Origin of the sequence: Methanoculleus sp. UBA303 (assembly GCA_002501655.1) — an archaeon.
Taxonomy (GTDB): Archaea; Halobacteriota; Methanomicrobia; order Methanomicrobiales; family Methanoculleaceae; genus Methanoculleus.
Map to the genome: position 1 here is coordinate 30,022 of DANY01000008.1, position 15,503 is coordinate 45,524.

Sequence of the window (15,503 nt, forward strand, 5' to 3'; positions counted from 1 at the left end):
TCCCGACAAGCCCCTGAATGGCGATATGGCTATATCAATTTGATTTACGTTGAGGTCGATGTAAATTTAGTTTTATGCAAAGTATCCGGATTAAATAAGTCTTTTTCGTATAATTTTGGAGAATAGCGTGATTCTTAAAATCGAATTGCATATATATTATGAATTATTTATAACTCAGGTGCTGGGGCACCTGTGCTTCAGCCTGCGACTCAAGGAGGTATTGTACTTGGGCTATTTTAGCAGTAGACTTCAGAAGAAAACCAACGAAAGCCCGACAACTTACCGGAAGGTACTGATGCTTCTCCTGGGCTGCGCTGCGATCGGCTGCATCGTGCAGGCCGGCAGCGCCCTGGTCGTTGCTGCAAGTGACAGCCCCGACCTCTCCAGGGCGCAGGCAGATTACGTCTGCGATGGCGCTGCTGATCAGGTCGAGATCCAGAGAGCACTCAGTGCCCTCGGCAACGCGGGAGGCACAGTCACCCTGACCGAGGGCACCTTCTATCTCAGTGGAGACCTGAATATCCCGAGCAATGTGATACTCGAAGGAAAAGGGCCTGACGCTACATGGCTCAAGTGGTCCTCCGGCCTCGTGCAGTGCCAGGGGAAACAGAACTTCGTGCTGCGTGACTTCAAGACGACGGGAACCGGCGCAATCTTCATCTACAACTGCGACCGCGTGAAAGTCCACAACGTCACGGCAACCGTTGACAACTCCCGGTGGGGCGGGGCCTTCACACTCTGGGTATCAAACGGCGTCATGGAGGATATCGAGTTTGTCAACTGCAAGGCCATCGATTGCGGCAGGCACGGATGGCAGAGCGATGGAGACGGCTCCCAAAAGACAATCCGGAACGTCCGTTATATCGACTGCGAAGCGATCAACTGCGGCCGGGAAAGCCGTTTCGCTCCGCACGGTCAGTGGACGTGCGGGTTCCAGCTTGCAGAGAACGCCGATGTCGAGGATTGCGAGGTCATCCGCTGTTATGCAGAAGGCAACTATGAAGCGGGATTCATCGCCGAAGCCGCACCGAGCAAGAAGCGAATCGTCCTTCGGGACTGTGTCTCGAAGAACAACGGTGTTAAGCCCGACAACTACTACAATGGCCCGGATGAGGATATGTACGGAGCCCTCTTCGGCGCCGGGTTCTGGCTCCACGGTGACATGACCCTCATCAACTGCACCGCGGAGAACAACCGGAAGGCCGGCTATGCTGTCTGGTATCCGTCGTCGTACACCAAACTCTACAACTGCACCGATACGGGCTCCGAGGTCGGGTACAAGTTCGACTACACAGATAACGTCTACGTGGAGAACTGCACCTCGCGTGATGCCGGGAGATACGGCGTCTATGCCGCAAACGCCGGAAAGATAATCGCGAAAGGGTTGACCATCATCAACCCGCGGGGCGACGGTTCAAAGAACAATGTCTTTGGCGTCTCCGGATACCCGGTCCGGGAGAGTTCGTTCGATATCGAGACCTACGGCGGCGGAGGTGCCACGGTATCATGCCCGAACGGCCAGAACGTCCAGTTCTCCGGGACCGTGCGGTCGGACGCGGCCCGGCCGGTTGCCGTCTCAGGTTCGGTCGACACGTCCCGCCTGAGCGTACAGCCGTACTCCGGCGGGAACCCTTCGCCTGTTGCCCCTACCCCTACCCCGTCCGGGAAACCGGACCTTGTGGTGACCGACCTCTCCTGGGACCCGGCAAGCCCGGCCCCCGGGAGTGCGGTGACGCTCCGGGCGACGATCACAAACCAGGGGACCGCACCCACGCCTGCGGGCACGAAGCATGGCGTCCTCTTCACGTTCGATGACGGCGCCGCCGGTCCCGGTGTCTGGTCCGACACCCACACCGCGGCTATCGCCGCGGGTGCATCGGTCACCCTGACCGCGAACGGCGGCTCGGCCGGTGCAACCTGGACGGCCGCTCCCGGCACCCACACCGTGAAGGCCCACGTAGACGATGTCAATCGGATCGACGAGGGCGACGAGGCGAACAACATCCGCACCCGCCTGATCACGGTCATAGAGTCTGCACCGACACCCACCCCGGTCGGAGAGCCGGACCTTATCGTGACCCACATTGCCTGGGAACCCGCAAAACCGGTTCCGGGGAGTGCGGTGACGTTCCAGGCGACGATCAAGAACCAGGGGACGGTGCCCACGCCGGCGGGGGTCATCAGCGGCGTTGCCTTCCTCGTTGACGGCAGGCTTGCCGTCTGGTCGGACAGCCACACCAATCCGATCCCTCCGGGCAACTGGGTGACCGTGACCGCGAACGGCGGCCCGAGCGGTTCTGCAGTCTGGAAGGCGACCCCCGGGACCCACACAATCCAGGCATGGGTGGACGATGTCGACCGGATCGCTGAGGCGAACGAGAACAACAACCGGCGCGAGACGGTCATGACCGTGTGAAGCACGGGACCGATCGGACTGCAACGGGCTCGCATCCCTTTTTTCTCATCTTCAGGACCGCCCCTCCCCCCATGAAGACTCCCGGTGCTCAGTTCGCCGGACAGGAGTTTGAGCGCCCGGACCGCACTGTTCCGGCACCCTGCGCGTAGCCAGGGTCCGGTATCTTGATCGGGCGTCCCTCAACCTTTATATGTCAGGATGACGATTGGCACCCGTGCATTGCGTGATCAAACGATTCAGGCACCTCGATTGGATAACATAACAGTTAATCGGGGATATACAATGAAAGTAGCACTTCTCTGCCATTATTCCGGGGATATGACGTCATATCAGGGTTCGGATATCTACACATCGGAACTGGTATCACGCCTCGCCGGGTGTGATGATATTGACCTCCATATCATCACCCTGGGCAGCGTGAACGCCGTAAGGCGGGAAGGCGGGTTCACCTGCCACACCCTCCGGAAGAACGGTCCGCTCTCCCTCCCGTACTTCCATCCCCTGGTGCTCTTCAGGATGGTGAAGACCGTCAGGGCTATCCGGCCGGATATCGTCCATGCTCTCTCCACCCGGTATCCCAACTCCGCGGCCTGCATGCTCCTCGGGAGTGAATACCCGTCCCTCGTGACTGCGTTTGGCATCTTCGAGAGAGAGATTGCGCACTACCGGGAGGATATGCGCCCGCTGGAGAGGGCGCTCTCGCACGTCTTCCACACCTTCTTCATCCACAACGAACGATGGGTGCTCTCCCGGGCCCCCGAACTCGTTGTGGACGCGCCGTCGGTGGGTGAACTCGTCAGGACGCTGACGACCGGCCGGATCCACGTCGTCGCCGCCGGCCTCGACCTCGCAAAGCTCCGGTCGCAGGGCCCCCCTCTCCCGCCTGGGGAGGGGCCGGATATCGTCTTTATCAACACGCTCACCCGGCTGAAGGGTGCGGACGTCCTGTTGAGGGCCCTGCCGGGCGTCGTGGAGGCGTTCCCGGACATCAGGGTATACATCGGGGGGAGAGGCCCCCAGGAACCCGAACTCCGGAGACGCGCTCGGGACCTGGGGCTTGAGAGGAACGTCACCTTTCCCGGTTTTGTGCCGGACGAGGAGAAATACCGCTGCTACCGGCAGTGCAGGATGGTGGTCGTCCCGTCCCGGTGGGACTGTCAGCCATCTCCCCTCTTTGAGGCCGCGGCGTTCGGCAAACCCGTCATAGCGTCGGATATGTCCCACCCCGGCATCGTTGAGGACGGGGTGACCGGGCTCGTCTTCCGGTCCGAAGATGCAACCGGGCTCGGGGAGAAGATACTCCGCCTCCTCGCGGACGATGCCGCACGCGAGAGCATGGGCCGGGCGGCGGCGGCAAGGATCGGGGAGTACGATTGGCAGAGGGTTGCGGAGCGGTATGTTGCGATCTACCGGGACGCAATCAGGGAGTACCGCCAGCATGGAGGGCGGATTGCAGCGCCCACCGGCGCTTCCCCGGAGAGGTGATTGCACCGCACGCAGGGATTACTATGGGAGAGACTACTGTTGGACTGCTCATGTTCCCGATCGAGCGGTCGGGTGTACACCCGACCGCCAACCTCATCGGGATCCTGTCGGCCCTTACGCACGAGCGGATCCCCCTGGTGACGGGGAACGCCGGGCACGTCTTCGAGAACGACGCGCGGGTCAGGTTCTCCGGAGTCGACCACGCGGCCGGGGACGGCCTGGTATCGCGGATTCTGCACAACGTCGCAACGCAGGCGAGGATAACCTGTCGCATCAGAGAACTGAACCATACTGACACCTGGCTGTTCTTCTTCGGCGGAGAGGTCCTCGTCCTGCCGATGCTCGCGGCAAAACTCTCCGGGAAGAAGGTCGTACTGGCCCTCCCGGGCCATACCCCCATCATGATGGCGCCTGCGGGCGACCGGCTCCTTCTCCCGGCTGGAATACTCACCGGGATGACCTGCAGGCTCTGCGACAGGATCGTCCTCTACTCCCCGGCCCTCATAAGCCACTGGGGGCTCGAGCGCTACAAGGATAAGATCGCTATAGCCCGTGAGCACCTGCTCGACTTTGAAGCGTTCAGGGTAGAAACGCCACTTGAGGAGCGGCCTGCAACCGTCGCATACATCGGGCGCCTCGCCGATGAGAAGGGGGTCTGGAATTTTGTCCGCGCCCTCCCCCGGATCGCTGCCGCGAACGGAGACCTGAATTTCCTTATCGGCGGAGACGGCCCCCTGCTCCCGGCTATCCGGGAGTTCGTCCTCGAGAACGGACTTACGGGGCGGGTGACGCTCGCGGGGTGGATCCGGCACGAAGACCTCCCCTGCCACCTCAACAGCATCAGGCTGCTTGTGCTGCCGTCCTATACGGAAGGGCTCCCGAACATCATGCTCGAGGCTATGGCCTGCGGCACGCCCATACTCGCAACACCCGTGGGTGCCGTGCCCGACTTCGTCAGGGACGGTGAGACGGGCTTTATCCTGGCATCAAACACACCGGAAGGCGTCTCAGCCTCCGTCATCGGCGTCCTCGGGCGCCCGGACCTGGCATCCGTCGCAAGGACCGCGAGAGAGTGCGTGGAACGGGAGATCACCTATGAACGGGCGGTGGAGCGGTTCGCTGCCGTCATCGAAGGGCTCGGGGGTTGACCGCGGCATGCACCCGGATAAGATCCTCGCCTGCCTCGGCATCGTCGCCTCGACCATCCTCATCGTCTACCTCACGCTCACCATCGGGCGCCTGGTCTTCATCCTCGTCGGCGTCCTCACCATCCTCTCCTGTCTGCTCTGGCTCGCGATCCGGGAGCGGGCAATCAGGGAGTTTCCGGGATCGCGGGTTGCCGGAGCGAAGACCGGCAAAAGCCGGCTCTTTGTCGTGCTGCTCATCCTCTTCCTCGTCCTCTACATGCTGAGCATCGCCGCGCTCCACCTCCGCACCGCTCCGTATGAGCGGCCGGCCGGCTACTTCATCCTGACTTCGCTCATGGCCGGCGTCATCGCTCTCGAGACTCTCCTGCCGCACCGAAAGAAGGCCCTCTGGATCCTGCCGCAGGTCATCCTCCTCGGGATATCGGTCGCATGGTCGCAGATCCTGATCGTTCCCGGCATCCTGGGCTCTGATCCCTGGTGGCACAGGATGTTCGTATCGCAGATCCTGAACCTCCATGCCATCCCCGAAGGCTACTGGTACACCCACATGCCGCTCTTCCACCTGGAGGTTGCCGGGACCTCACTCCTGGCCGGACTCGACTACAGGCTCGCGGCGATGCTCTCCGTGAGCCTGGCGCAGATCGTCATCTTCCCGCCGGCAATCTACCTCATCGGAACGGCCCTCTTCAACGATGAGCGGGTCGGGCTGCTTGCCGGGCTCATGCTGATAACCGCAAACCAGCAGATTGGCATGAGCGCCGGGTCGATCCCCAATGCCTTCGCCGCGATATTCATGGTCCTCGTTCTCTACCTCCTCTTCAAACTGAAGTATACGAGGCCAGTGCGGGCCAGAAACCTTGCGTTCCTCCTCCTCGCCGCCATCATCCTGACGCACACCATCACGGCGGCATGCATGGCGCTGGTGCTCTTTCTGACGTGGAGCGCATCCAGGCTCTACGGTCTCCTCCGGGCTGATGCGGCCACGAAGGCGTATCCCGTCACGCTTGGCCTGGCCTCGCTCTTTCTGGCCGCCATGCTCGGGTGGTGGTACTTTGTCTCAGGGCATATCGCGGTCCTCTCGGACCTCGTCCGCCAGGGGTTCACCCGGGACTACTTCGTCCAGAACCCGGCGGTCGTCGACGCGTATCCCGGGCTTGTGCCGGTCCCGGAACAGATCTTCAACAACATCGGCATGTTCATATTCTTCACCTTAAGCCTCGTCGGCATCTTTTACCTGGCGGCACGGAGGGAGAGGAACGGTTTTGCCTTCGGGGCAGTGGGGCTCACCCTTCTCGGCCTCGGCTTCTTTCCGCTCATCACGGGTCTCTCCTTCATCGAGCACCGGTGGTGGTACTTCTCCCAGATCCTCCTCTCCGTCCCGCTCGCAACATCGCTGCTGCTGGTCGCGGGAAGGTCCCGGGTACCTGCGATGCTTCTCCTTGCCACGTGCGTCGGTCTGCTTGTCTTTGCCATGATCACAAGCCCGGCAGCCGATAACGACAGCCCGATCTTCTCACCGAACAGCGCCGTAAGGACCGGGTTCACGGAGTCGGAGTTGCGGGCGCTCGATACCGTAGATCGTATACGCACCGGCCCGGTCGGGGCGGACAGGTACGTCCAGGTTGTGAATTACGTCTGGTCGGACCCGGCGTTCATCCTGCCGGCCGATGCTATGTTCATCGAGGGGACCTACCGCTCGTACGGTATGAATGCCGTTCTGGTCCGGGAATACGTCAGGGGTCACCCCATCTTCTGTTACGACGGTATGTTCCGGCTGACGCATGATCCGGAGAGAGCGCTTGCCGGGGAGGGGTATGACCGGATGTATGCATCAGGTTCAGCCGGCCTGTTCAGGCTCAACGGACCGTAGCGCCGGTGCGGGTGGGTGTTCCGTTAACCCCCGGGGACTTCTATGCCAGGAGGAGGATGGCGGCATACCCGAATGCGCCGATGAAAAACGGCATAATATGGCTTTTGCGTTCCTCGGGGAGTTCTTCCTTGAGCACGTTGAGGATGACACCGCCGGAGAGGAACGCAGTGAGGACAGCGATCCAGAGCTCCGGAAGGCTCGCGAGGTAGCCCGCTGCGAGGCCCCCGAGGAGCGCCACGGAGAGCGCCCACCGGCCTATCCGGTCGTAGTCCCGGCGGTGGTCCTTGCGCAGCCCGTAATCGGTGACCAGGAAGTGCAGGGCCATGGCGATGGTATAGAATGCAAGGCTCATGAGGCCGGGTCGTATACGGTGGAGCAGGAGGTAGCCGATCAGGAGGTTATAGACGCCGAAGGACGCGATGTGGAGCCAGAAGACACCCGGGCCGGTTGTCGTACGTTCGGCATCCTGCGCCGCCGGCCGGTGCTCCTGCGATGTCCTGACGACCCGCTCCAGCCCGTAGAAGGTGACGAGGCCGAAGAGGGCTACGACATAAATGTGATTCTCAAGACCGACAAGCACCTCCCCGCTGATGGCCCTCCGGACAACCTCCTGTCCGGCGCTCAGTTCGGGGAGCAGGCGGACAAAGACGTAGGCTACGGCGACCCCGCCTGCTATCGAGAGCCAGCGGCTCCGGGGTATGACGTCGAGGAACCGTAACCTGCCTGCGACCAGGTGCATCGCCACCAGGACGGCCGCGGCAAGGAGCGGGAAGACGGTGGTTACCGTCCCCTGCTTTATCCTCACTACCCCTGTACAAACAAACTGGATGTCATGGTTCAGCTTCTCCAGAAAACCCGGACAACGCTCATCATCGTTAAATACTAGGAATGTACCTGTACCCGGTTTGAACCATGGTCGGAATCGATATAGGGGATCACCGCCCTGAGATCAACCTGTTCCTCATACCTTCCGGGACATGCCTTTCATTCACTCTCATACCCGTCCCTGCCGTGGTCGGGATCGTCTGTCTCTTGGCCTCGCCTGTCGGTCAACCGGTGACGGGTTCGCGCAAGAAACACCGCTCCGTATCTTCGAGGTGGGCTATGTGACAGGTCGCGACGATCATCCCTGGCAGGGTGTCCTGAAATCCATGGGCCTCGTCTTCGGAGATATCGGTACAAGCCCCATTTACACGCTCGCGGTGATCTTCCTCCTGGTGGAGCCCACACCCTCGAACATCATGGGCATCCTCTCCCTGCTCGTCTGGACTTTGATCATCCTCATCATGGTGGAGTACGCGTGGCTTGCGATGAGCCTGGGCAAAAAGGGCGAAGGGGGCACCATTGTGCTCCGGGAGCTGCTCCTCCCCTACATCAAATCCGGAACACTGGTGACGATCGTCTCCTCGATGACCATCGTCGGCGTCGCCCTCCTCGTCGGCGACGGGGTCATCACCCCGGCGATCAGCATCCTCTCCGCTGTGGAGGGCATTGTCCTGATCCCGGGACTTGAGACGACTGCTGAGAGCACGCTCATCGTGATCGCTGCGGCCATCGCCATCGGACTTTTCTCAATTCAGCGAAGCGGGACCGAGCGAGTAGCCTGGTCGTTCGGCCCCATCGCGGGGACCTGGTTCCTGGCGCTTGCCGTCTCCGGCATCATAGGGATCCTGTGGGCTCCAGCAGTGCTGCTCGCGATAAATCCCTACTATGCCATACGGTTTCTTCTGGACGGGGGATGGCCTGCGTTCTTCCTCCTGTCGGCGGTCATCCTGGTGGCTACCGGAGGCGAGGCCCTCTATGCGGATATGGGTCACCTGGGAAGAACTCCCATTATCCGCGCCTGGTATCTCGTCTTCTTCGCCCTGGTACTCAACTATCTCGGCCAGGGGGCGTTCCTCCTCACCCATCCCAACGCACACTTCGTCCTCTTCGAGATGATCAGGAGCATATCACCCCAGATCTACGTCCCGTTCCTGATCCTCTCCATCCTGGCCACCATCATCGCCTCCCAGGCGATGATCAGCGGGCTCTTCTCGATCGTGTATCAGGGGATCACCACCCGCATGCTCCCGATGCTGAAGATCGATTATATGTCAGCGGAGCTCCGATCGCAGATCTACATCGGTTCCGTGAACTGGTTCCTCCTCTTTGCCGTTCTGGCGGTGATGTTCCAGTTTCAATCCTCCGCCCGCCTGGCCGCCGCCTACGGTCTCGCCGTTACCGGGACCATGACCATTACGGGCATCATGCTCACTTCCATCTTCTTCATGCGAAAACTGGGCCTTCTCGTGTTTGTGGGCATCGGGGTAACCCTGGTGGATATAGCGTTTCTCATCGCCACCACATCCAAGATTCCGGCGGGAGCCTACTTTGCACTCATGATAACTGCGATACCGCTTGCGATCATCCTCGTCTATCGCGCCGGCCAGAATCGGATCGCCTATTCGTTCAGCCCGATGGATCTCCCCGCGTTTCTTGTTGTCTACCGGGATCTTTACCGGGAAGTTTCGAGGATCCGCGGCACGGCGCTCTTCTTCGCACGGGATATCCGGAAGATCCCGCCCTACGTCGCGCTGACGATGTTTACGAACAATATCGTTTACGAGGACAACATCATCATCTCCATCATCATCCGGGACACTCCCTTCGGAGTGAAGAGCGGGTTTAAGGAGAACCTGGCGCCGGGACTCCGGAGTTTTGAGATCGAACTCGGTTACATGGAGGTCGTGGACATCAAGAAGATCCTTCGGGATGCTGATATCCGGGAGAAGGCCATCTTCTACGGGCTCGAAGATATCGTCACGGACAACGTTGTCTGGAAGGCGTACTCCGTCATAAAGCGCCTTACCCCGTCGTTCGTCCAGTTCTACAAGCTGCCGGTGGATAAGATTCACGGCGTTCTCACCCGGGTGGAGATGTAGCCGCAACAATGGGATGCTCCCGGATGTTGTAACGGAAGAGCACGGATACCCATAAGGACGACTCGCGCGTTGTGCGTTTGAGAAGCGATCCCTGTCCGGAGGTTCCTGAAAAAAGGTCAGACGTAGAGCGGCACGAGCACAAGCGTCAGTGTCGCCAGGAGTTTCACCAGCACGTGCAGAGACGGTCCGGCCGTATCCTTGAACGGGTCGCCCACGGTATCCCCCACGATGGCCGCCATGTGGGCTTCCGATCCCTTTCCACCATACAGTCCCCCCTCGATACATTTCTTGGTGTTGTCCCAGGCACCACCGCCGTTGTTCAGGACAAGCGCCATCAGGAGGCCGGTGATCGTGCCGACGATCAGGAAGGCGGCCATCGCCTCGTACTTGAGGGTGATACCGACGACAACCGGGAAGACGACCGCGAGGGCGCCGGGCAGGATCATGTTCTTCAGGGCGCCCCGCGTCGTGATATCGACGCAACGGGCATAGTCCGGCTTGTCGATGCCTTCCAGAATCCTCATCCCTTTAAACTGCCGCCGGACCTCCTCGATCACGTACTGAGCGGTCTCGCCGACACCGCGGATGGCATACGCGGCGAAGAGGAAGACGAGCATCGCGCCGAGCAGGGCTCCGGCAAAGACATCGATGTGGGCGAGGTTGACGTCGGAGAAGAAGGTTCCGGTGTATGTCGAGATCTCGGTCATGTAGGCGGTGAAGAGCAGGAACGCCGACAGGGCTGCACTGCCCACTGCGTAGCCCTTGGTGAGCGCTTTGGTGGTGTTCCCCGCGGCATCGAGCTTCGCGACGTTCCAGCGTGCGGTCTCCGGGGCCCCGCTCATCTCCACGATACCCCCGGCGTTATCCACGATCGGGCCGAAGGTGTCCATCGCCAGGATATAGGCGCAGGGCATGAGCATCCCCATCGTTGCGATGGCGGTCCCGTAGAGGCCGCCGTTACTCACTCCCGAGAGTTCTCCGAATCTGAAGGCAAAGAGGAGAGCTGCGCAGATGGAGATCGAGGCGATCGCGGTCGTTTCAAACGCGACGTTGATGCCGGCGATGATGTTCATCGCCGGCCCGGCAGTCGAGGCCTTTGCAATCTTTTTGACCGGCCTGAACCGCTCGTCGGTATAGTACAGCGTCACGTAAAGGAAGACGATCGAGAGGGCGATCCCGATGAGGCCGCAATAGAAGAACCAGATGTTCTTGAGCAGAACCATCGTCGCGATGAAGAGGAAGGCCGCCGAGAGGAGCGACGTGATGTAATACCCTTTGTTCAGGGCATGCATTGGATCTTTGTGCTCCGTGTCCTTCATCCGCACCGAGAAGATGCCGACGATCGTTGCGATCAGCCCGAACGCCCCGATCACCAGCGGGAAGAGGATGCCGGCGAGCCCGAAGACCGGGTAGAGGGCGACGGCCAGGATCATCGCGCCGATGGTCTCGGCCGAGGTGGACTCGAAGAGGTCGGCACCGCGCCCTGCGCAGTCCCCGACGTTGTCGCCCACGAGGTCGGCAACCACGGCGGGGTTGCGGGGGTCGTCCTCGGGGATACCCGCCTCGAACTTCCCGACGAGATCTGCTCCGACATCAGCGGCCTTGGTGTAGATGCCGCCGCCGAGCTGGGCGAAGAGGGCGATGAGGGAGGCGCCGAACCCGAATCCGACGATAAGGAACGGCGTCTCACGGGGATCACCGCCGAACAGAGTAAAGATGATCGAGATCCCTATCAGCGAGAGGGCGATGATGGTGAGCCCGGAGACTGCTCCGCCGCGAAGCGCGAGGATGAGTGCTTTTCCCGGGCTCTTCTCGACCGATGCCGCGGAGACCAGGTTCGATCTGACCGCTATGCTCATCCCGATAACTCCGGAGAGGGCGCTCAGGAAAGCGCCGAGAAGGAAGGCCGACGCGGTATGCCATGCCCTGGTGAAATCGCCGGTCGAAGTGAAGGCGATGAGGATGATCACGGCGATGACCGCGGCGAGGATCGCGATGGTGGAGTACTGCCGTCGTATGAAGGCTTCCGCTCCTTCGCGGATGGCCGCAGCGACTCCCTGCATCTGAGTGGTTCCTTTGTCTTCGCCGAGGATCTGTCGTGTTAAGTATGCAGCAACGGCAAGGGCGATGACGCTGATCGCTACAACGACCGGAATGAGATCCATGCTGTGCCTCTTGCCCCATTCGACGGAAAAATATTTCTCCCACGTCAATCGCAGCAAAAAACACGAGGATTGTGCGGGGTGGTCATCGGTCACTCCTCTGATACGAGGGTAAACGCCTACTGCAACGATTCTCAATTACCGGCACTCTCAGCGGAGGAGAGTATCGATCTTTTTTCACACTATCCGGGTGTTTGCATCCCATGAGACGGCTTTTCCCCGGTATCCCCACGTACTGCCCCCCCCCTCCCGGGGGCGGGGGCTTTGAGGAGGAACATACGGGTACCCGCCTGCGGGGAGGGGGTTACAGGCGGATGGCAATCTGTAGGAATTGAGTCTGGACGCTGAAGGCACGAGGCAGAGACCGGGGCGGGGGCTCGCCCCCTCCCCGTCAGCCCCACCCCCCCTGGCGATAGCCACCACGGTCCACTGCACGGGGAGAACCTGGGGAAAGAGCCGGTTTCTGGCTAACTCCTGAACCTCATCTGACCCCCTCAGGGAAACCGCCGCCAGCCCCACCACCCCCTGGCGCGGCTTCCCGCTGGCTATCGCCATGACTGCCCTCGCCCCGGGAGGAAGCGCGGGCGGGGTGGGGGGACGGAGGGGGGCGCTCCGTGGGGGATGGGACGAAGGCCAGCTATGGTCTGTTAATTTGGAATCACTGCACTACCTCTCTCCGGGATCGCGGCTGCCCGACCGCCTGATCCTCCGGGAAATTGTGCGTATCAGGTCCAGCAGATTCGCAAGATACATCTCTCTCACCTCGAGCCTTCGCCGGAGCACGGCCTCTTCGGAGAGGAAGAGCGCTTTGAGGTGGTGTATGTCCTGCTTTGGGGAGTAGAAGAGGTAGACTGGTATTCCTGCCAGGATGACCAGGATTCCTGCGGCTTTATCGAAGGTTGTTGTGGAGTATATGAGAAAGAGGCAGATTCCGATGCCGGCGAGGGGGAGGATGTGCTGGCCGCGGAGGTTCGCGGCACTATCGCTCCGGAGAACTATGAGCGCGAAGCAGGTGAGCAGGAATGAGAATGCCAGGTTGAGGACGGCGAACGATATCAGCCCGGAGAGGTTTCCGAAGCTGGAGAGGACGAATGCAATGGCGCCCTGAGCGATGAGGACCACGTAGGGCGTATTGAAGCGCGGGTGGAGCCGTGCGAAAGCGCGGGGGAAGAGCCCGTCGATCGCCATTGCGTACGCGAGCCGTGCGCTGCCGAGCATCCCCGACTCGTCCGACCCGGCTACCGAGAAGAGGGCGCCGACCGTCATGATGAGCGCCCCTGCCGACCCGAATAGGGCGGTGCCGGCGACGACGAGCGGCACGGTGCTCTGGTCGAGTTCGGTCCAGTTGACGACCCCGAAGAGCACGAAGTTCGTGAGGAGGTAGAAGAAAGAGACGATCAGCATCCCGGTGATGATAGCGCGGGGGATGGCCTTCTGCGGGTTCTCGACCTCGCCGGCCGGGAGCGTCCCCATCTCGAACCCGGCGTATGCCCAGAAGACCAGGACGAGCGCATGGGCGGCGTTATCGAGCCCGAAGGGGAGCAGGGGGGTGTAGTTCCCGATGACTGTCTCCGGCCGGACGAGGAAGACGCCGAGCCCGGCCACGATGAGAAGGAGGAGCGGGGAGAGTTTGATGAGCGTGAGGGCATCGTTCAACCTCCCTGCGGCCCGGACGCCGACGATGTTGACGAGCGTCAGGGACGCGACGAAGAGCGCCCGGACGGCGACCTCTGCGGCCGGGGTGAGCGGGACGAGCGCCTGGAGGTAGTTCGCGAACGCTATTGCAAAGACCGGGAGAGCGAGGAGTTCGGCGATCCACATGCTCCAGCCGGTGAGGAACCCGTAGAAGTCGTCGAACGCCTCCGAGACATACGCAAACGGCCCGCCGACGCGGGGAACGTAATAACTGCAGTAGGCAAAGACCATCGCGATCGTTGCGGCGAAGAGCCCGGCCACCGCCCAGAGGACGATCGAGAACGGGCCGACCAGGCCTGCGGTGAGTGAGGACGCGATGTAGATGTCGGCGCCGACGATCGCCCCGACGATGATGTTCGTCAGGTCAAACTGCGAGAGTCCCCGCTTTAACTCCATGATTGCGGGAGGGGGAGGTGGTAGCGGGTATAAAGGTTCCGCACAGGGGTATCTAGCGGAGCATTGCATCTTATATTGGGGGTTCTGGCGTGGATCACGCGGAAGATCGCGAAGGGGTGTGGAGCGTTCATGGGGCAGAGCGAGAGGCTGTACGCAGGAAAACACCCCATTCCCCAGGCTCTCACCCCATGCTATGGACCGTGGCGGGCATCACCCTCGTGAGGTCATCTTCTTCTCCAGTGCAACGCCGCCGGGACCAGAAGCGCTCCGGCCGCTGTGGCGGAGGAAAAGCCGGGAACCTTCTCTCCCGGCGCCGGTGCCTCCCCGGCGTCCACCGGGATCGAGGAGTAGACGGGGCCGTCCATGTACGAGGCCATCCACACCACCCTCCCGTCTTTCATCTGGAGATGGATGTCGATGAGTTGTGCAGCAGGGGAGACGTCCTCCCGGGCGATTGCCAGCGCTTCGGTTTTATTGACCGCAAGGTGCTGCTCATCGAGGACCATCACACCTGTGACGGCCCCTGCCCCTACGGTAGCGATCAGCTCCCTGAAGGCCGCGTTCTCAGCGATGAGGTAGACCTGTACCGTTGTTTCGTTCTCGAACACCTCACCCCAGCGCTCCGGTCTATCCTCCCTGATGAACGCTTCTACTGCGGGATTCTCCATCACCCGTGGGTACCGGACAGAGAGGCTGGCAAGCGGATCGGACGCCTCTACCGGGAGTTCTTCGCCGCGGTCGACCCGGCCCACCCATACGATACTATCATGATCCTCTCGTTCGTTGACATTCCTGTTCAGGTACACCTGCGTCTGCGAGCATGACGTGCCCGGGACAAGGTAGACATAGCGGCAGGTTGCGTTGTAGGGTCTCTCATACCAACTGGAGAGACCGCAGGTCCGGATGTATCCCATAATCTCGGCGTTTCTCTCTACGTTCGGATGGGCACCCCGTAACTCCATCAGGGGATCTCCCCCCGGCGCGGGAGGGAGCATCCGAGCGGGCTCGGCTGCCGTCGCCCCTCTCCCGTCGCTCGCCGTCCGGATCACCGTGAAACTCCCGTCCGGGTTGAACGATACCTGCCCGGAAAAGTCTATGTCATGCATAGGCAGGTCCGATGAGTTGTAAAAGATGATATTCGGATACATTTTTTTCAGGGTTTCCCTTGACGGCGGCGTCACCTCAACCTGAGGCTCGTACCTGCTAAATTGAGATAAGTCTCGCATTCCAGCCCAGTTTGGGCTTCCGTTCACAACTCCCATATTCTGGAGTTCGGATTCATTGGGGGATGGTGCATCCCATTCTTCAGCCGTAACTGGCACAGTGAAAGCACATGTCGCCAGCAACAAGGCAAACAGCATCCGAGCATTTATATTTCTCATATGTCCTCCTGATCGTCTCACCCGC

General features: G+C 61.0%; 9 protein-coding genes. 5 read left to right on the forward strand and 4 right to left on the reverse strand.

Going from position 1 to position 15,503, the window contains the following annotated elements; translation table 11 throughout:
- The first annotated feature begins 295 nt into the window (after positions 1–295).
- From BP846_RS01560 to BP846_RS01575, 4 genes are all read left to right on the forward strand, one after another.
- On the forward strand, positions 296–2,416 hold the full coding sequence (locus tag BP846_RS01560; protein WP_292392283.1) for a CARDB domain-containing protein: 2,121 nt from the start codon (positions 296–298) through the stop codon (positions 2,414–2,416).
- Positions 2,417–2,698: 282 nt separating this feature from the next.
- Positions 2,699–3,901 carry a glycosyltransferase family 4 protein gene (locus BP846_RS01565; protein WP_292392284.1) on the forward strand — a complete coding sequence of 401 codons (1,203 nt, stop codon included), beginning with the start codon at positions 2,699–2,701 and terminating at the stop codon, positions 3,899–3,901.
- A gap of 23 nt (positions 3,902–3,924) precedes the next feature.
- Positions 3,925–5,049 carry a glycosyltransferase family 4 protein gene (locus BP846_RS01570; RefSeq protein ID WP_292392285.1) on the forward strand — a complete coding sequence of 375 codons (1,125 nt, stop codon included), beginning with the start codon at positions 3,925–3,927 and terminating at the stop codon, positions 5,047–5,049.
- On the forward strand, positions 4,997–6,919 hold the full coding sequence (locus BP846_RS01575) for a hypothetical protein (RefSeq protein ID WP_292392286.1): 1,923 nt from the start codon (positions 4,997–4,999) through the stop codon (positions 6,917–6,919). The genes BP846_RS01570 and BP846_RS01575 overlap by 53 nt, the downstream gene beginning before the upstream one ends.
- Positions 6,920–6,959: 40 nt before the next feature.
- On the opposite strand, the gene BP846_RS01580 is transcribed toward BP846_RS01575, so the two are convergent.
- Entirely contained in the window at positions 6,960–7,724 is a 765-nt protein-coding gene (locus tag BP846_RS01580; RefSeq protein WP_292392287.1) for a hypothetical protein, read from the reverse strand.
- A 301-nt stretch (positions 7,725–8,025) separates the two neighbouring features.
- On the opposite strand from BP846_RS01580, the gene BP846_RS01585 reads away from it, so the two are divergent.
- Positions 8,026–9,843 carry a KUP/HAK/KT family potassium transporter gene (locus tag BP846_RS01585; RefSeq protein WP_292392288.1) on the forward strand — a complete coding sequence of 606 codons (1,818 nt, stop codon included), beginning with the start codon at positions 8,026–8,028 and terminating at the stop codon, positions 9,841–9,843.
- Between the two features lie 116 nt (positions 9,844–9,959).
- Here the strand turns inward: BP846_RS01585 and BP846_RS01590 are convergent, their stop codons facing one another.
- From BP846_RS01590 to BP846_RS01600, 3 genes are all read right to left on the reverse strand, one after another.
- Entirely contained in the window at positions 9,960–12,008 is a 2,049-nt protein-coding gene (locus BP846_RS01590) for a sodium-translocating pyrophosphatase (protein WP_292392289.1), read from the reverse strand.
- A 663-nt stretch (positions 12,009–12,671) separates the two neighbouring features.
- Positions 12,672–14,096 (reverse strand): amino acid permease, encoded by a 1,425-nt coding sequence (locus tag BP846_RS01595; protein ID WP_292392290.1) that lies wholly within the window; start codon positions 14,094–14,096, stop codon positions 12,672–12,674.
- A gap of 224 nt (positions 14,097–14,320) precedes the next feature.
- Positions 14,321–15,202 (reverse strand): hypothetical protein, encoded by an 882-nt coding sequence (locus BP846_RS01600; RefSeq protein ID WP_292392291.1) that lies wholly within the window; start codon positions 15,200–15,202, stop codon positions 14,321–14,323.
- Positions 15,203–15,503: the final 301 nt, after the last annotated feature.